The organism is Niallia sp. 01092, from assembly GCF_052318935.1.
In the GTDB taxonomy this organism is placed as follows: Bacteria; Bacillota; Bacilli; order Bacillales; family Cytobacillaceae; genus Niallia.
The window spans coordinates 91071-110283 of sequence record NZ_JBQRKO010000003.1; the positions used below are offsets into that span (position 1 = coordinate 91071).

The window sequence follows — 19213 nt, forward strand, 5'->3', positions numbered from 1 at the left end:
AAATCATAATAAAAATATGAAAAATAATATTTATTCTATTAAAATATTTAGTATAAGGAAATACAAATTATAAAAACCCTTAAACAGTTACTATTTAAGGGTTTTTTCACAAAAATTTCCCCTCTATTAGTGGAACGACAAAGGTACAATATTAAACAACATATTGATTATCTACTAATAATTGCTCTGCTGCTTCTCTTTTTAATTGAATAATTGGCTTTGGTGTGTATCTTGTTAATTTTTTTAAAGTGGCCAGCATCATTCTTAAATTATCGCCACTTTCGATATATGCCAACGATTCTGTTGCTTCTAAAACTATTTGTTGAAATGCTTCTTGGCAATAAATCTCTGTATATAATTTTTTTTGTTTATTTTCTTTTGTTGAATGATTGATTGCTTTTTCCGTTCTTAAAACGGCTGATTCCATTGCATATACCGCCGACATAATATTAGAAATTTTCGCAAGCAATTCTTGTTCCTTTTCGAGCGTATGTTCATAATGTTTTGCTGCCAACCCTAAAAGAAGCAACGCGATTTTTTTACCGTTTGCAATAAACATTTTCTCTTGTGCCAGCAATGTTTTATCTAAATCATGGGGTATCATTGTCAGCAATTGTTTTTGTAAAATTTTCGCAGATTGCAGGATGGGGAGTTCACCTTTTATTCCTTTTCTTAAAAGCGTGCCTGGAACTAGTAAACGATTGATTTCATTTGTTCCTTCAAATATTCGGTTGATTCTCGCATCACGATACATTCTGACAATGTCGTAATCTTCCATAAAGCCATTTCCTCCATGTAATTGAACACATTCATCTACAATCATATTGAGCACTTCAGAGGCAAATACTTTATTTAAACTACATTCAATCACATATTCATTTGTTGATGTAGCAACATCTTTAAATGCTGCATCAGCTTCTAATGGATCCATAATTTCTGCAAGCAACCCAGCAGTACGATAAACAGAACTTTCAGCTGCATATAGATGGGAGGACATAGTAGCAAATTTCTCTTTTGATAAAGGAAATTGGGAAATTGGGGAATGAAATTGCACGCGATTATTCGTATAAGAAATGGTTTGTTTAATTGCTTCTTTACTTGCTCCGACTGATCCAATTCCTAATTTAAAACGGCCGATGTTTAATATATTAAACGCAATAATATGGCCTCTGCCTATTTTGCCAAGTAAATTTTCTACTGGCACCTCTACATTATCTAGCCGAAGAGTACAAGTGGACGAACTTTTAATGCCTAATTTATGTTCTTCTTGACCTATGGATACTCCGTCAAAAGTACGCTCTACAAGAAATGCGGAATATTTTTTGCCATCTACTTTTGCATATACCGTAAATAGATCAGCAATTCCTGCATTCGTAATCCATTGTTTTTCCCCTTTTAATACATAATGTGTGCCTTCTTTATTTAAAGTCGCTGTTGTTTTAATTCCCAATGCATCAGAACCTGCTAAAGGCTCCGTTAATGCATATGCAGCTATTTTTTCCCCTGTAGCTAATGAAGGTAAATATTTTTCCTTCTGCTCTTTGCTGCCAAATAAGACAAGAGGGAGAGAACCAATGCCTATATGAGCTCCATGTGTAATCGAAAAACCACCTGCAATAGCCATTTTTTCCGAGATAATGGATGAACTGATTTTATCCAGTCCTAATCCACCGTATTCTTCTGGTATATCCGCACTTAATAACCCTAGCTCCCCAGCTTCCTTCAACAGTTGTTTTGTTATGTTAAAATCATGCTGTTCCATTAGAGGCAAATGTTTCAGTACTTTATTTTCAACAAAATCGGTTGTCATATCTGCAATCATTTCATGTTCTTCTTCAAAATCTTCCGGTGTAAAAATATCTTCATAATTTGTTTCTTCAATAATAAAACTTCCGCCTTGTTTCATTCTCCGACTGTCCCCTTTACTTTTTTATTTTGCCTGTTTGCAGGAGATGAATCATTCGCTCCTGTGTTGGTTGTTGCTGAATTAAAGAAACGAATGCTTCTTTTTCTAACTTTAATAAATATTCTTCTTCTACCTCTGTTTTAAAATCTACCTTTCCTCCTGTTAAAACAAAGGCCAGCTTTTCGGCAATCCTAAGATCATATTCCGATATTTTTCCAATATGAGCTAACCCTTTCAGTTCTTTCATTATCATCTCATAGCCAGGTTGCCCAGCAACAACAATTTTGTTTTTTTGAGGGGGAAGGTAATTTTCTTTCTCTAACTGCAATACTGTTTGTTTTGCATCATTTAATAAGTAGCGTTCATTTATCGTTATTTTATCGTTGCTTTCTAGAAAGCCAAGTTCCTTTCCATTTTCTGCAGATGTTGATACTTTGCCTGTTAAGATCGTATAAAGTACATTTTTTACTAACTCCATTAATTCCTTATCACTATATTGTTGTTTTTGTTTTAGTCCATTTAAATAAAGCTCTTTCGTACCACCTCCTCCAGGAATTAACCCTACTCCTGTTTCTACTAATCCTATATATGTTTCTTGCAATGCTTGAATTCGTGCTGCTGCTAAACCAATTTCTGCACCACCGCCCAAGGTTCGTTTACAAGCTGCTGCCACAACGGGTTTGTTACAATACTTAATTTTGTTCATTGCTTGCTGAAATCGATCTACCACCAAGGAAAGTTCTATATTATCTCCGGATTGCGCCTCTAATAATAATAGTGCTATATTTGCTCCAACACTGAAATTTTTGCTCGTGCTGCCAATAACAAGACCTTTGTATTTCTTATTATTTTCGATTATTTCTATGGATGATTCGATCATTTCCAAAACATCTAAACCAATGGCATTATTAGAAGTATGCAATTCCAGCAATGCAACACCTTCCCCAATATCTACAAGGCTTGCAGCATAATTAGAGAGAAGCAATCCTCCTTTTTCTTTTTTTTCTTTTACCGAAATAGTTTTTGGATTCTTTGGAACAGCCATATATTTTCCTTGATAATAGAAATGCACTACCCCTTGCTCTTCTTTATAAAAAGAGGTAAAGCCATTGTCTAGCATTGCTGTAATCCAACTTGGCACAGCAACTTTTTCTTGATTAAATCTTTTAATGGTATCAGGTAAACCCATCGTATCCCATATTTCAAAAGGTCCTTTTTCCCAATGAAATCCTGATTTTATCGCTTCATCTATTTCATAAATGGTATCGGAAATTTCCCCTACCAAAGCTGCAGAATACAATAATAAGGGAGTAATACATTTCCAAATAAAAATGGCATCTGAATGATTTTCGTAGATTATCCCCTTCAATTTCGGCACAAGTTTTTTTTCTTTTTTTACATCTATATATTGCATGCTGTTATAATCCAAAACTTGTAAACCTTTGTTTGTTTTTTTATAAAATCCACCACCAGTTTTTCTTCCTAACATGTTGTTGTTGATCATCTTTTGCAAGAAAGGGGGCAATGTGTAATAATCCTTTTCTTCTTGAGAAGTAATTCGGCTTTTTATATTTTGAAAAGAATAAAACAATGTGTCTAAACCAACCATATCCAATGTTTGAAATGTAGCGCTTTTAGTACTCCCAATTATTGGACCAGTCAATTGATCTACTTCATAAATGCTCCGTTGCGATAAAACCATCTCTTTAATAATGGTTAAAAATGCATATCCGCCAAGACGATTTGCAATAAAATTTGGAGTATCTTTTGCTTCAATTACCACTTTACCTAATGTTTCTTCCGCAAAACCTTTAAATGTTTTTAGTATGGTTGGGGCTGTTTTAGTACTAGGAATCATTTCTAAAAGGTGGATATAACGAGGTGGATTAAAAAAATGTGTACCAAAAAAATGTGTTTGAAAATCCTCTGAACAATCTTCCATCATTTTTTCAATAGATATTCCAGAAGTATTACTGCTTATAACAGATCCTGGTTTTCTCCATTTATCTATATTTTGAAATAATGATTTTTTTACCTTTATATCCTCTATTATTACTTCAATAATCCAATCTGCTTTTGATATTAGATGTAAATCATCCTCTATATTCCCTGTTTCTAACAACGAAAGCTTTTGCAAGGAAACAATTGGACTAGGTTTTATGTTTGTTAAATTCTTTTTAGCCATATTTGCATAACGATTTCTAACTTGTTGATGCTGTAATGTTAGCTGTTGAGCATGTTCCTCCGGTAACAATTGATTTGGAACGATATCAAGAAGCAATGTCGGAATATTAACATTTACTAATTGCGCAGCAATAGCAGATCCCATAATTCCTGAACCAATTACTACTGCATACTTTATTTCGCTAGCCATTTTACCCCTCCTATGAATTTCTTCCACTTAAACCCATTACTTCCTTAACGATAAAATAAAAAATAAGGAAGCACAATCAACAAGAGCGGAATTTCCCCTTAAAAATTCTTGTTATTTTTTGTCTTCGCTCTTTTCGGATAGATTGTTGTTAATTAACCCGCAGGAGTCTACGTGTATTCAGGCTGCTGCGTACTAGACACCCGTCGAGTTTCAGAAAATTTAGCTTTCTTACCTTTTAAAAAAATGGCAATTTTGTTCATTCATTAAATCATTTTGTTTAGGAAATTCTACTAAGTGTACGTATTGAAGGAGGTGACAATCATGCCTAGACTTAAAAAAGAGCCTTCTAAAGCGGGAGTTAGTGCAGCCAGTGTAAAAGGAAATGCAGGTCCTACTAATGAAATGGATGGTGGAGGTAAAGTAAACAGCCAAAATAATCAATACAAAAAACAATAATTGAAAAATTAAATCTATGTTAGTTTCAATGAATGGAGGAAAAAAAATGATACAGCAACAGCCTACTAATACCATGCAAAATACGAATATGATGATGCAGCCGCCAGCTACTCTTACCGTAAAGGATTCTCTTTATTTAACCGATATGCTTTCATGGAATTTACTCGTTATGAAAAAAGCCCATTTTTTTGCAGAAGCAACACAAAATCAAAGCATTAAATCTAGTCTGGAGAAATGTGGACAAATGCATCAAAAGCATTATGAAAAAATATTGTCCCATTTAGATTCTCAACCATCTCAATCAATGAGTAATTATCAGCAACAATAATCTTGGATCATTTATATTTTTACGTTTATTTAAGGGAGGAAAGAAAATGAACCAACAGACTATTCAAAACCAAGAAACACAAGTACCAAAAACACCACAAATGAATGACAGAGATTTTATTAATGATTTATTAGCAACAGAAAAATATATGACAGACTCTTATTCCACAGCATTAAATGAAGCTAGTCATCAAGCATTGTATCAAGATTTATTAGCGATTTTTACTGAAACACAAAATATGCAGCGCGAGCTCTATACCGTTATGTTCCAAAATGGCTGGTATAAACTAGAAGCTGCTGAACAACAAAAATTACAACAATCGTATCAACAATTTAAAGGATATAATACACAATTCCCTTATGGCGGTTCCACTCTTCAATAGAAGAAAGACAGGATATGCAACAATAATTAAGAGTGGCATCCCTGCAGAGTTTCCTAGGTAGGCCACTCTTAATAGCATATGTTTTATTTATTAATTTGTTTTTTAAATTCATTTCTTTTTTGCTGTTTGAGAAATTCTACATTCCCATGCTTAGTTCGGGCATCGATTTATTCATATGAGCTTTGTTATTAGTAAATTCCTCAATCTTCTAAAAAACAAAATAATCTAAACTAAATATTGACATTGTCAATATTATATTTTATGATAAAATCAAATCAATTGATAATGATTATCAATTTCGATTGTTCTTTCCATCTATATTTATCACTGCTTCCTTTTCCCCCTCACCCAAAAGGAAGCTAGTTGATAAATAACTTAAGTATAAAAAATTAAACTTTTTCTTTTCCTTACTCTCTTTTCGGATAGATTGTTGTTATTTACCCCGCAGGAGTCTACGTGTATTCAGGCTGCTCAGTGCTTTAGCCATGTTTATTTTTCTATTCAAAAACAACAAACTTTTAGAAAATAGCCTTTCCTTATATAGCGTAAGAAAAACCTACCTGTCACTTCCATTCATTGTATTCACGTAATTTTTACGTCAAAAGTTGATCCTATCCCACAAACCGAAAAAATGAACAAACGCCAATCCCTTAACTTATGGGTTTGGCGTTTTGCTAAACTATCTTTGCAAAGGATATATACTCTTTTAACAAGACAATGCTATACCTCCCTATACCCTCTGTCGGGAACATTTATTAAAAGGGTGGATATAATAGGGAGAAGATATTTCATTTAAAATTTTCCCCATATCCTATTACTCTTGTTTTCATTAAATAATTTTACGGTCGAATCTCCCTTTATTTTTCCTTCAGATTCTTTGTAGCGATTTGTCATCTCAACTAGTTCATTAACAGCCGATTCAAATTCTTGACGCGTCAATTGTTTATTTGCGAATGATAAACATAGCAATGAGAGTGCAATTGGCATAGTATCAATTTGAATATTTACATTAACATCTACGTCTGAATTTCCACTCTGATTAACAGAAGAAGAGAGGTTAGATCGAATATCGTTAAAAGAACTTTCCTTTGTTCTCATTAATTGATCAAAATGTTGCAATGATCGTTTTTTGCTCTGTTTTTCCATCAATTATCCTCTTCTCGTAAACTAGTTAATTTAAAGGAGTATTACTATTTATTAGAATACCCCTTTAAATCAATCATTTAAATTTACGCTTTAAAAACCTTAGTCTTGGTCTTGTTCCTGATCTTGGTCCTGGTCAGATTCAGCACGTGAACGAACTCGTGCTTTAGAGTCAGAATCTACATCAATATCAAGATCAACTTTAGAATTCCCACTGTTAAAAACTTTAGCATTTGCTCTTGAATCGTTGATATTTTTGTCTGTGTTTTTTAATTTGTTATCATTATCAATATCCGTATCTATATCGTTGTCAAAATCGAAATCAACATCTGCCTTTGCTTTTGAATCACTGTTTGCCTTTGAACGGCTTTTGCTATTATTTCTATCTTCATTATTTGGAAACCATGGTGTGCTCATGTATTCTCCCCCCTTTCATATTGTTGCTAACAGTATATTCAAACATGGAAAAATCAATTGGACGAGTTCATCAATAGAATGGCGGATTTTAAAAACAGTTATAAAACGAGTTAATGCTATTATTGTTTTACCTTATTAATTGCAGTGTTTTTCAAAGCATCTACCTTTATTTTGGTACCGTAATCGAAAAAACTGCCACAACAAGAACAAAAGCGCAAGCGCCTTGAACAGCTCTGAAGAAAATGTTCACATGACTCAAAAAGTGCTTTTTACTTTTAGAGGCATGGGGTTATTTTTCACAAGAGCTAGGCGCTGGCCGATTAAAGGCGCCACGTCCTGTGGCAACATTGGCACTAGTACGTCCTGTACGTCGAAGCTGGATACGGACACAGCCGCCAAGTTATCCACAATCCCATTTCGTTTATAATTTCCTATACAACAAAAAGAGAACGTGATCCACGTTCTCTAAAAGGTGTAACGTTATATATAAAACCTTTAAGTATAATAACAGATTCTGTTTATCTCTATTCCTTATTCATCATTAGAAAACATGTATTTTTTATAATGATAACGGATAGAAAATATTAACCCCATTGCAAGCATATTTCCCATTAGTGAACTACCGCCATAACTAATAAACGGCAATGGTATTCCCGTAATTGGCAGAATCCCAATGGTCATTCCAATATTTTGGAATACATGAAAAGTAATAATGCTTATTATCCCCACACAGATGCATGTATAAAAAGGATTTTTTGTTTCCAATGCAACTTTTGTAATGTGGTAGATGAGTAAAAAGAACAAACTTACTAGCACGCTTGCACCAATAAATCCAAACTCTTCTCCCACCACACTAAAAATAAAATCTGAATGACTTTCAGGTAAATAAACATCTCTTGTCCCAATACCTTTTCCCGCTGTTTCACCTGATCCAATAGCCAATAAAGATTGCGTTAAATGATAACCGGTCGTACTTTGATAATTATAAGGATCCAACCAAGAATAAATTCTGCCAAACTGATATTCTTGCACACCTAAATATTTTTCTAACCAATCTGGATGCCATAATACTAAATATAAAACCCCGGTTGCAAGTGCCATGCCAGATAGAAAAATAGGTGTTAAAATTCTCCAAGTTATCCCAGATATAAAAATCATTCCAAGCATAATTGCAAGAAACACAAGAGATGTTCCTAAATCGGGCTGCTGCATCACTAGAACAAGTGGAAAAAAGGTTATTAAGCCGATTTTTATTAATAACCAAAAATCAGAACGCAATGTCTTTACGATATACTTTTCCTGATGCTCGACAATAATTCTTGAGAGCGTTAAAACGATAAATATTTTAACAAATTCCGATGGCTGCAAAGAAATACCAGGCAGCTGGAACCAACTTTTTGCACCATTTACTTTTCTTGCAATACTTTCTGGTGCAACAATTAATAATAAAAGCAATACAATGCCAAATCCATATGAATACCATGAAATTTTCTTTAGTTGGTCTGAATCTAGCGTAATAACTCCAGCAACTATAGCTATTCCAACCGCGTACCAGAAAATTTGTTTCACTAAAAAGTTTTGATTATACTGTCCCGTACTTTGTGCACTATATATTGCCACACAACTCGCAATACAAAGCAGCATTAATATAAGGACAAGATTAAAATCTATTTTAGAAGTATTTTTCATTCTCGACATTTATTCATAACTCCTCGATAAAACCACAATATTAAGTAAAAATTTGTTGTGTTCATTATAGAAACTTACATGAATTCCCCTATAATTTCGTAAAAACGGCGTGAGCGGAGCACTTTTACTATTTACTGATAAAAAACAAGATACTAAGCAGAATATTTTTTCTACAATTTTTGACTAGGAGGAGCTCCGTCCCCTTTTCCATAAAAAAAGTTCATACAACACTTCATTATATTTGTAATTCAGATAAATAACAACTTTCGAAAATGAATTAATCAAAATTTAATCTTTCTTTTAGCAAAATGAAAAAAAAAGAAACCTTGCTCAGGCTTCTTGGTAAAATGTCTTTTAGAAACTATAAGTGCGTGTGAACATCCTCTATAAGTTAAAACCTTTTGTTAACATAACTAAATCATCTGCAATGTTGGCAAGCTTTTTCGTTGAATGAGCTATTTCTTCTATTGCCGCTAGTTGTTCCTGAGAAGAAGCAGAGACATTCATTGAGTTTTGACTATTTTCTTTCGCAATACTTGTTACTTGGTCAACAGATGCGGCAACTTCTGCTACATTTGCAGTTATATTGTTACCTGCCTCCAACACTCTTTGCATTTGATTTCCCATATTAGACATGGAATCAGAAATTAAATTAAACTTTTCTTTTGTATTATTTGTAATGCTGATTCCTTCTTTTACTTCATCTGTTACTCTTCTCATCGTTTTAACAGAACTTAGCGTATCTTTTTGGATTTCATTCACTAGCACAGCTATTTGCTTAGCAGACTGATTGGATTGTTCTGCCAGTTTCCTGACTTCTTCTGCAACGACTGCAAATCCTTTTCCAGCTTCTCCTGCTCTAGCAGCCTCTATTGCAGCATTTAACGCTAATAGATTCGTCTGATCTGCGATTTCCGTTATAACATTTAAAAATTGCCCTATCTCTTGAGAACGTTCTTGTAAAAGCCCAATCGAGTCATTCGATTCTTTTACAGAATTTTGAATTAAACTCATTTGTTCAACGGTTTTCTCTACTACGCCTTGCCCTTCTTTTGCTTTTATTATTGTATCATTTGATGATTTTGCCATTTCGTCTATATGTATGGCAATATCTTTTAATTCACTATTTACGACTGCCACCGATTCGACAATCGTTTCCATTCCTTTTGTTTGCTCTTCAGAACCTGCTGCTACACTTTGAATCGCGTTTGATATTTGTTCGGAAACATGACTTGTGCCAACTGTGTTTGTTGTTAAAACTTCAGCAGAGGAATTAATATGTACAGACGTTTCATTTACTTTTACAACCAGATTTTTAATCGCATCTTTTAATAGAATAAACTCATCCGTTAATAAACCAATTTCATCATTAGATTTTTTCTGAATACTCATCTTTAAATTTCCAGCTTGAATTTCTTTTGTAAATTTTAATAATGTTTTAATCGGCTTAATAACAAGCCAACTTATAAAAATTGCAGAAATAAGCGTAGTAATGAAAAGATTAATAAATGTATTAATGACAATTCCAAATTCAGGAGGCAGTACACCTGTTTTTCTTATCGTGTCATTTAACAAAATCGAAATCGGGGTACTAATAATCGTTGCAAAAACAATTACCATAATCATTTTAGCTCTTAAGCTGCGAAACTGAAGCCTTTTTTTCATATCATGTACCTTCCTAACATTTTTATATTTTTTAGGATATTATACCTAATAATCTTCGAAAAGAACATTTTTTTAACCATTGCTTTCTAATAGTTCTATCGGCATAGATCACTTATTATGAAGATGAATTAATAAAATTTATTTATCTGATATTTTTCCATTCCTTTTATCAGTGCTGTTCCGTTTTCTAATCTGTAGAATACATGACGATTAATTCCAAACAACTTATTTTTCCAAAAGGCTCTTTTCATATAGATTGTTGTTAGTTAACCCGCAGCCTGAATACACTTCGCTTTCCGCGGACGAGTGCCGAGCCTCCTCGTCGCTATGCTCCTGTGGGGTCTCGTCTTTCTCGCTTTTCCCGCAGGAGTCTAGTGTATTCAGACTGCTCCGTGCTTCAGCCATGCTTATTTTTTTATTCAAAAACAACAACTTTTAGAAAACTGACTTCCAAAAAAAAAGAGACATAGTATTGCTACTATGCCTTAAATGAGAGGAGGTTATGGGGTTACGGTATAAAGGGAAAGCATTGATATTAGCTTCCGAGAAGATAATACAAGCTATCCTTTATACTTAAAAGATATGTATTTTACAAAGAAAAGTGTGGGCTTATCCCTTTATTGTTAAAAAAGGGCAAAATAGCTGGATACAGAAATGATCTGAACTCAATTCATACCTTCTAATTTATTGCGATTGAACATATGTTAACAATAGATAAAGTGATACTTCCATCAGTGGGGGTCTTACTGCCCATTAAACGTAGGATAAAGTAGGAAAGAAGGTAGTTTTATGGAAAAAATCTTTAAATTATCTGCCGTACAGTATTGTATGCTTTGGACATTTATCAGCACTTTTTTTTGCTTCCTTGCAACAGGAATTTCTGTTTATACGATTGCAGCATTAGCAGCTGGCATTATTCTTTCGTTATTAAATTTATTGGAAGATGAAGTGATTCACGAGAAAATCCGCGGTGATTAAGAAAAGCGAACGCCTGGAACGGAAATCAACAGGCAAGTTTAACAGAGCCTTACTTTTAGAGACAAGAGGTTATCTTTCACAGTGGCTAGGCGCTGGATATAGAAACCAGTATAACTTCAGAAAGTTTATACTTTCTTTCCTGATGAAAGGCACGAATTTTTTAAATTTTTATGTATAAAAAATCAAAAAAGGGACCACAATGTTACTACAAAGTGTAATTCCCCCTTTTGTTGAAGAGGCGTTAGTAAACATTCCCCCTAAAGAATGACTAACAGCCTCTTTTTTTATGGCTCTGTTAAATTCCATTGTTGATTATCAAATGGTTAGGGAATCCACTCCCTTCCTATAAACAACATTATCGTTAACAGAGTCTTTTTTTATCAACGCTCTTTTCGTATAGATTGTAGTTATTTAACCCGCAGCCTGAATACACTTCGCTTTCTGCGGACGAGTGCCGAGCCTCCTCGTCGCTATGCTCCTGCGGGGTCTCCGTCTTTCTCGCTTTTCTAAGCAGGAGTCTACGTGTATTCAGGCTGCTCAGTGCTTCAGCCATGTTTATTATTTTATTCATTAACAACAAACTTTGGCCTTTATCAAAAACTACCTCTACTAAAAATAGTTATCTGCCAAACTCAATTACCTGCTGCGTCTGCAAATTGACTATTGTATAATTCTGCATAAAATCCATGTTTTCTTACTAATTCTTCATGATTTCCTTGCTCTATTACACTGCCATCTTTCATTACTAATATTATATCTGCATCTTTGATGGTAGAAAGACGGTGAGCAATAACGAAGCTCGTTCTATTTTTCATTAACAGCACCATCGCTGCCTGAATATGTGCTTCTGTTCTTGTATCGACACTGCTTGTCGCTTCATCAAGAATGAGCAAAACAGGGTCAGCTAATAAAGCTCTGGCAATCGTAAGCAATTGTTTTTGTCCTTGAGAAATATTTGTGCCTTCTTCATTTATTACCGTATCATAGCCGTTTGGCAATGTTCGAATAAAATGGTCAGCATTTGCGGAAACCGCCGCTTGCACAATCTCTTCTTCTGTTGCACCTTGTTTTCCGTAAGCAATATTCTCCCGTATCGTTCCTTTAAATAACCATGTATCTTGCAGCACCATGCCAAATAGGCTTCGTAAATTTCCTCGATTCATATCACGTATATCGATGCCATCAATGGTAATCGAACCGGTGTCTATTTCATAAAAACGCATTAACAGATTAACTAATGTCGTTTTCCCGGCTCCGGTTGGACCAACAATGGCTACCTTTTGCCCCGGCTTAATAAGAATTGATAAATCTTTTATTAACTCTTCCTCTTTTTTATAACGGAAATAAACCGAATCAAATGCAACAGCACCTTTAGGAAAAGCGATTGTTTTTTCCTCTTTGACGGCTGTTGATTCCTCTTCTTCATCCAACAGTTCAAATACTCTTTCTGCTGAAGCTAGTGTAGACTGAATAATATTAGATATATTAGAGAGCTGTGTAATCGGCTGTGAAAATTGGCGTGCATATTGAATAAATGCTTGCACATCACCAACTGTAATTCTCCCAGTGGATACAAAGATGGCGCCAATGACTACTACAAACACGTACCCTAAGTTATTAATAAATATCATTAGCGGCATAATCAATCCGGAAACAAATTGTGATTTCCAGCTTGATTCATATAAGTTATTATTGATGCGGTTAAATTTTTCGATCGCCTTTTGTTCATGACCAAACGCTTTAACGATACTGTGTCCTGTAAATATTTCTTCGACATGACTATTTATTTTCCCAAGAGATGCCTGTTGATTTTTAAATTGAACTTGGGAACGTTTTGCAATTTTGATTGTCACAAAAATACTTAATGGAATCGTTAGAAAACAAATGATCGCTAAAATCGGACTTATCGTTAACATCATGATAATAACACCAAAAAAAGTAACAATAGACGTAATTAATTGCGTAACAGTTTGCTGCATTGTATTGTTTATATTGTCAATATCATTTATTGCTCTGCTTAATGTTTCACCATACGGAGTTCGATCAAAATACTTTAATGGCATTTTTTCTATTTTATTCTGAACATCCTGCCGTAGTTCAAAAATGGTTTTTTGTGAAATATTCACCATAATAATTTGTTGAATGTAAGTAAACAAAGAGCTGATTATATATAGCACTATTAACAACAGTATAATTTTCCCAACGACAGAAAAATCAATCCCCGCTTCCGGAACTCCTTTCATTTTGCCGACAAAACCTTCAAATATATGATCGATTGCTTTTGCCATTATTTTTGGACTTAAGATAGAAAAAACAGTGCTTAAAATAGCAGATAATAAAACAAATACAAGCTGCAATTTATACTTTCCTAAATAAACCAATAGCCTTTTTAATGTCCCTTTTGCATCTTTCGCTTTTTGCCCAGGCATTTGCATATGCATAGGCATGCCTGGACCTCTTGAAGGGAAGCTGGAGTTTCCTTTATTTCCTGTATTTTCACTCATACACTCTCCTCCATAACCCCTTGTGAATATACGATTTCTTTATATACATCACATGTTTCTAAAAGTTCATGATGTGTGCCAGCACCTGCAATTTTCCCATCATCCAACACAATAATATGATCCGCATCTTTTATCGTACTAACTCTTTGGGCAACAATGACCATCGTCTTATGTTCCATTTCCTGTTTTAATGCTTTTCTTAAATAAGCATCTGTTCGGTAATCTAATGCAGAAAAACTATCATCAAAAAGAGAGATTAACGGTTTTCTTACTAGTGCACGGGCAATAGATAAACGCTGCTTTTGACCGCCTGATACATTTGTTCCGCCTTGCGTAATAGAAGCATGTATCCCTTTATCCATTTTCTCGACAAATTCCTTTGCTTGAGAAATCTCTAAGGCTTTTTCAATGTCCTGTTCAGAGGCGTCTTCTTTGCCAAAACGAATATTATCCGCAATTGTTCCTGAAAAAAGAACTGCTTTTTGTGGTACAAAACCAATTTCTTTTCTAAGATCACTTTGTCGGTAATCCTGAATATTTATTCCGTCTATTATTATCTCACCGCTGTTTATATCATAAAATCTCGTCAGCAAATGGAGAATTGTCGATTTTCCAGACCCTGTGCCGCCAATTATAGCTGTTACTTTACCAGGTTTTATCCGGAACGATACATTTTGCAGCACCGGTTTTTCTGCTCCGGGATACGAAAAAACAACATCGCGAAACTCAATCTCTCCTTTTTCAGGTTTGCTGCCCTTTTTTTCTTCACCAGAATCCTTTATGCTGACCTGCATAGCCAACACTTCATTAATTCTGTCTGCAGAAGCCGATGCTCTTGGCATCATCATAAAAATCATACTGACCATCATTAAAGAAAACATGATTTGCATTCCATATTGAATAAATGCCATGATATCGCCAACTTGCATACTCCCTTCATCGACTTGAATTCCGCCAAACCACACAATTGCCAACGTTGATACATTTAAAACTACCATCATAATCGGCATTGTTACAGCCATCATTTTATTTACTTTCAGCGCTGTTTCCGTTAAATCATTATTTGCATGATAAAAACGCTTTTGCTCATATTTTTCATTATTAAAAGCTCGAATAACTCGCATCCCAGTTAAATTTTCTCTAAAAATACTGCTTAAATGATCCAGTTTATTCTGTAATACTTTAAATAGTGGAATACCTTTTTTTATAACCAAAAAAATAACGAGTGCAAGCATCGGAATAGCTACAAGAAAAATAAGGGATAGTTTTGCATTTTTTGCTACAGCCATAATAATTCCGCCAATGCACAGCATTGGTGCAAAAACAACCAATCTTAACAGCATAATAGTGACCTGCTGCACTTGGTTAATATCATTTGTCGTACGATTGATTAACGAAGACGTTCCGACATTATTTACTTCTTCTAATGCAAAGCTTTCTACTTTATAAAACATTTTTCCCCTGATATCTCTGCTAAAACCTGATGCAATTTTTGCTGAATAATAGCTGGTAAAGACAGCACATACAGTCCCAAAAGCAGTAATAAGCAGCATCCACCCGCCTAGCTGCATCATATAGGTTTTATTATTTTGCACAATCCCTACGTCCACAATATCTGACATAATCGTTGGCAAATAAAGCTCTGAAAATGCTCGAAACAAAGTAAATAAAAGAACAATCAAAATACCTACGCGATACTTATTCATTTCTCGTAATAATTTGCTCATTCTACTTTACTCCAGTCTATTTTATTTATCATTACATGTTTTCCCTTTTGAAAAAAACTCATTTACATCTGTCAATAAGCTTATTAGTTCCTTGCTCTTTTCTTCTCCGAGATACTCTACCAGCTGTTTATACTTCTCGATGATTTTCTGATGAATTTCCTTTGTAACTGATTTTCCCTTTTCAGTTAATGTAATTCGAACAACTCTTCCGTCCTTTTGATCGTTGATTCTTTCCACTAATCCCTCTTTCGCTAAAACATTAATCACTTGTGTGACAGATGGCGAAGTTATTTGCAATATGGAACTAATTTCTGATATCGTTATTGCTTTTTCATTCTGATCATTCCTACAGCCAATGACAAATAACATCATGATCTCGCTTCTTTTAAAACCATGAAAAGATTGATTCATATCCTTCAGCTTGTGAAATTGTCTAAATGAATGCAAAAGTTGATGGGCTAATTCCTCCATTCTTTCCTCTCCTCTGTTTATATATTTGGCTACCCTGAAAATAAGCTTCGGAAAACCAACATCATTCTTAGCTCTAACTCCTTCTATCTTCACGCTGAATGAACACTACTTATTTTCATCCCCCTTGGTGCGAATTTTTATTAGCATGGGTGGCTCTGTTAAACTTGCCTGTTGATTGCAGCGTAAGGCATTCGCTTTCCACGGGCGATCCGAGAGCCTCCTTGGCGCTGTGCGGAGGTCACTGAAAAAGTGGATGCTATGAAATATAGATAGTGAAAATCAAGCTTTTAGAGGTTTTCGTTCGGTTTTCCGAGGCTTACCACACGCTTTCCGCGGGGCGAGCACCAAGCCTCCTCGTCGCTTTGCTCCTGTGGGGTCTCGTCTTTCTCGCTAATCCCGCAGGAGTCTCACGCCTTCCACTCCAATCAACAAAGTATCAAAATCAACAATTAGCTTTTACACAGCTATATAATTAGGTAAGTAACCTAAGTATATAAGTTGTTAAAATTTCTTGTCAAATAAAAAAGACTGTTTCACCCAAAATTCCGGGCAAAACAATCCTAAAAAAACATCATTACCACAATCACATGACAATATGTGTTAATGGCTGTTTTTGTATATAATTTTTTAAATTATCAATAATTACGTCTCCTATTCTTTCCGCACATTCTTCTGTTGCACCGCCAATATGGCTTGCGCAAATGACATTGTCTAGCTGTGCTAATTCAAGGTTTGGAGGCTCTTTGCTAAATACATCAAGTGCAGCACCCTTTATTTGATTCTCTTTTAAACATTCGATTAGGGCCGCTTCATCAATTAAATCTCCTCTAGATATATTAACTAAATACGCACTTTTTTTCATAAGCGCTAACTTTTGTTTATTTAGTAGATGGTAAGTAGATTTTTTAAGGCTTGTACAAATAACAACATAATCAGATGTACTTAACAGCTCTTCCAATTCAATAAATTGCACACCTAGCTTGGACGCTGTTGCTTCATCTTTATAATTGCCATATGCAACGATATCCATCTCAAATCCAGTTGCTCTTTTTGCTACTTTTTTGCCGATTTCTCCAAAACCAATGATGCCTATCCTTTTCCCTTCTACATCATTTCCCATTAACAGCTTCCATCCGCCGTTTTTTACAATTTCATTTGATTTTGCTAAATTCCTAGCAATACATAATAGTAAACCGAAAGCTAAATCTGCTACAGAGGAAGCATTTTGTCCTGGTGTATTTGTGACGATAATTTCCCGTTTTTCTGCTTCCTCTAAATCAATGCTATCTACACCTGTTCCAAACTTTGATATGTATTTTAACTTCGGAGCAGCCTCCATTACCGTACCATTTATTTTTTCGACACCAGTTACAATCACTTCCGCATCTTGTACATAGTCTAAAATAGAAGCTTTTTTTGTCACAATTGAAGTAACCTCTGCCCCTAATTTCTCTAGCTCCTCCGTAATTTTTTTATTTTCTGTTTCAAATCCATCACTTAAAGATAATAAAACTTTTGTCATTTATGTATTCCTCCCGCTATGGTCTAAAAATCCTTTTTTATTTATTATGATCGAATATCTCACAACAATCATTATAATTTTCAAAAAAATCATATTATTTTTACGGTAAACTAAAAAGAACAATCCATTTTTCCACTTTCTATAGTAAATTCGATCTATATATTCTAAAATTCCCAAACTTTTCTCCCGTTCATTATGTTACAATAAATGACAGGAATAATGACATAAGGAGAGGTAAAATGTCTATTTGGAAAGTAAAAAGCAAAACAAAACATATCCCTTTACAAATAAAAGACGACGAAGCATTAGAATTGAATGGAAAAATACAAGTTGCAGCAGATCAACTAAATGGCGTGATCGAACAAATGAAGCTTGCTGCAAATTCATTAAATAGTACTTCTGAATCAAGTAAAAATAGTACGTTGGAATTAATGAACCAAAGCGAAAAAACCGTCGAATACACCCTGCAAGTATCGGAGAAAATGCGAATAATTGAAGTATCTGCCAGTGAAATTTCAAAAGTATCAACTATCATTCATGAAAACAGCGAAGCTTCATACGAAGAGTTGATGCATTCTTTATCTTCATTAGCTGCACTGCAGGAAAAATATGATTCTTTATTATCCAATCACTATTCTTTATTAAAGCAGATGGAAAGCTTAGTAAATCACTCAAATAATATTAATGACATTCTTTTGAGCATTGGCTCTATTTCCCAACAAACGAGCATCCTATCTTTAAATGCAACGATTGAAGCCGCGAGGGCAGGAGAACACGGCAAAGGTTTTGCGGTAGTTGCCAGCGAAGTAGGAAAACTTGCTAATCAAACGAATGATGCTGTGGAACAAACAAGAAATAATATTTTACAAGTACAAGAAGAAATTTCTATTACTACCGATATGGTTCGAACAGAAACAGAACAAATAGAAACTGGTTCAGGAGAACTGCAGCATATTGGAAACTTATTAGATCATTTTAAAAATAACTTAAATAATATTACTTCCATGGTTTCAAATTCAACCCAAGAAGTGAATGCTCAATCTACAAGTGTGAAAGAGATTGCCAATCTTTTAGAAGAAATCTCTAAAATGACTATTCATAATAAAGAATATGTATCTTAAGTGTTAGAAGATATGGGGCAACAACATAACAATGTGGAAGAAATAATAGAAATCAATGAATTATTACACATAACTTCTAAAGAATTACAAAATATTACAACCGTTACAGATTCGATTTCTTTAACAACAGAACAAAAAGAGCTCATTCATTCCATTCAAACGCAAATTCAAGATAAAATAACGAAATCTACTCTCTCAGAAATGAATGATTCTTATCATATCAAATGGTTGAATAACGTTTTAAAGGAACATACAGAATTAGATGCAATATGGTCAAACAGACTGGATGGAAGCTTCATACACAGTAAACCAAAAGCAATGCTGATTAATGCAAGCATCCGCCAATGGTTTATTGAAGCAAGCAAAGGAAAATCGTTTATTACAAAAGCCTATACATCTGTATTAACAAAACGACCATGCATCACTATTTCTTTCCCAATTACAAAAAAAGGAGAAGTTGGTGGAGTAGTCGGAGTCGATATATCCTTTTAATCAATCGGCATAAAAATAGTAGCGCTGTCCATCATCCA

Annotated in this window: 16 protein-coding genes; 6 read left to right on the top strand and 10 right to left on the bottom strand. The window is 34.4% G+C overall.

From position 1 onward, the window contains the following. Positions 1-151: 151 nt before the first annotated feature. Both ACTXGU_RS04235 and ACTXGU_RS04240 read right to left on the bottom strand, forming a co-directional pair. Positions 152-1906: an acyl-CoA dehydrogenase family protein gene (locus ACTXGU_RS04235; protein ID WP_443480254.1), complete on the bottom strand. Its 1755-nt coding sequence runs from the start codon at positions 1904-1906 to the stop codon at positions 152-154. 16 nt (positions 1907-1922) lie between these two features. Further along, positions 1923-4280 (bottom strand): 3-hydroxyacyl-CoA dehydrogenase/enoyl-CoA hydratase family protein, encoded by a 2358-nt coding sequence (locus ACTXGU_RS04240; RefSeq protein ID WP_443480255.1) that lies wholly within the window; start codon positions 4278-4280, stop codon positions 1923-1925. Between the two features lie 321 nt (positions 4281-4601). Between ACTXGU_RS04240 and ACTXGU_RS04245 the strand changes: the two genes are divergently transcribed. Genes ACTXGU_RS04245 through ACTXGU_RS04255 form a run of 3 tightly spaced genes read left to right on the top strand, consistent with a single transcriptional unit; the run spans position 4602 to position 5446 of the window. Continuing rightward, positions 4602-4736 carry a YuzL family protein gene (locus tag ACTXGU_RS04245; protein ID WP_443480256.1) on the top strand — a complete coding sequence of 45 codons (135 nt, stop codon included), beginning with the start codon at positions 4602-4604 and terminating at the stop codon, positions 4734-4736. Between the two features lie 46 nt (positions 4737-4782). Continuing rightward, on the top strand, positions 4783-5064 hold the full coding sequence (locus ACTXGU_RS04250; RefSeq protein WP_443480257.1) for a hypothetical protein: 282 nt from the start codon (positions 4783-4785) through the stop codon (positions 5062-5064). 46 nt (positions 5065-5110) lie between these two features. Then, on the top strand, positions 5111-5446 hold the full coding sequence (locus tag ACTXGU_RS04255; RefSeq protein WP_443480258.1) for a spore coat protein: 336 nt from the start codon (positions 5111-5113) through the stop codon (positions 5444-5446). A gap of 792 nt (positions 5447-6238) precedes the next feature. Here ACTXGU_RS04255 and ACTXGU_RS04260 read toward each other — a convergent pair. The 4 genes from ACTXGU_RS04260 to ACTXGU_RS04275 form a co-directional block, all read right to left on the bottom strand. Continuing rightward, positions 6239-6592 (bottom strand): hypothetical protein, encoded by a 354-nt coding sequence (locus ACTXGU_RS04260; protein WP_443480259.1) that lies wholly within the window; start codon positions 6590-6592, stop codon positions 6239-6241. A 99-nt stretch (positions 6593-6691) separates the two neighbouring features. Next, positions 6692-7006: a hypothetical protein gene (locus ACTXGU_RS04265; protein ID WP_443480260.1), complete on the bottom strand. Its 315-nt coding sequence runs from the start codon at positions 7004-7006 to the stop codon at positions 6692-6694. A gap of 531 nt (positions 7007-7537) precedes the next feature. Beyond that, a complete protein-coding gene (gene rodA, locus ACTXGU_RS04270) occupies positions 7538-8704 on the bottom strand; it encodes a rod shape-determining protein RodA (protein WP_443480261.1) in 1167 nt (388 codons plus the stop codon). Positions 8705-9079: 375 nt separating this feature from the next. Beyond that, entirely contained in the window at positions 9080-10360 is a 1281-nt protein-coding gene (locus ACTXGU_RS04275) for a methyl-accepting chemotaxis protein (RefSeq protein WP_443480262.1), read from the bottom strand. A 789-nt stretch (positions 10361-11149) separates the two neighbouring features. Between ACTXGU_RS04275 and ACTXGU_RS04280 the strand changes: the two genes are divergently transcribed. Continuing rightward, positions 11150-11338: a hypothetical protein gene (locus tag ACTXGU_RS04280; RefSeq protein WP_443480263.1), complete on the top strand. Its 189-nt coding sequence runs from the start codon at positions 11150-11152 to the stop codon at positions 11336-11338. Positions 11339-11970: 632 nt separating this feature from the next. On the opposite strand, the gene ACTXGU_RS04285 is transcribed toward ACTXGU_RS04280, so the two are convergent. From ACTXGU_RS04285 to ACTXGU_RS04300, 4 genes are all read right to left on the bottom strand, one after another. Further along, the gene (locus ACTXGU_RS04285; RefSeq protein ID WP_443480264.1) at positions 11971-13842 is read right to left on the bottom strand and encodes an ABC transporter ATP-binding protein; all 1872 of its coding nucleotides are present in this window, start codon (positions 13840-13842) and stop codon (positions 11971-11973) included. Next, complete coding sequence (locus tag ACTXGU_RS04290; protein ID WP_443480265.1) at positions 13839-15569, bottom strand: ABC transporter ATP-binding protein; 1731 nt, start codon at positions 15567-15569, stop codon at positions 13839-13841. Before ACTXGU_RS04290 ends, ACTXGU_RS04285 begins: the two co-directional genes overlap by 4 nt. Positions 15570-15590: 21 nt before the next feature. Next, a complete protein-coding gene (locus ACTXGU_RS04295; RefSeq protein WP_443480266.1) occupies positions 15591-16040 on the bottom strand; it encodes a MarR family winged helix-turn-helix transcriptional regulator in 450 nt (149 codons plus the stop codon). A gap of 583 nt (positions 16041-16623) precedes the next feature. Beyond that, positions 16624-17562, bottom strand: a complete 939-nt coding sequence (locus ACTXGU_RS04300) for an NAD(P)-dependent oxidoreductase (protein ID WP_443480267.1) — start codon at positions 17560-17562, stop codon at positions 16624-16626. A gap of 239 nt (positions 17563-17801) precedes the next feature. Between ACTXGU_RS04300 and ACTXGU_RS04305 the strand changes: the two genes are divergently transcribed. Both ACTXGU_RS04305 and ACTXGU_RS04310 read left to right on the top strand, forming a co-directional pair. After that, the gene (locus ACTXGU_RS04305; protein WP_443480268.1) at positions 17802-18683 is read left to right on the top strand and encodes a methyl-accepting chemotaxis protein; all 882 of its coding nucleotides are present in this window, start codon (positions 17802-17804) and stop codon (positions 18681-18683) included. A gap of 12 nt (positions 18684-18695) precedes the next feature. Next, positions 18696-19175 (top strand): PDC sensor domain-containing protein, encoded by a 480-nt coding sequence (locus ACTXGU_RS04310; protein WP_443480269.1) that lies wholly within the window; start codon positions 18696-18698, stop codon positions 19173-19175. Positions 19176-19213: the final 38 nt, after the last annotated feature.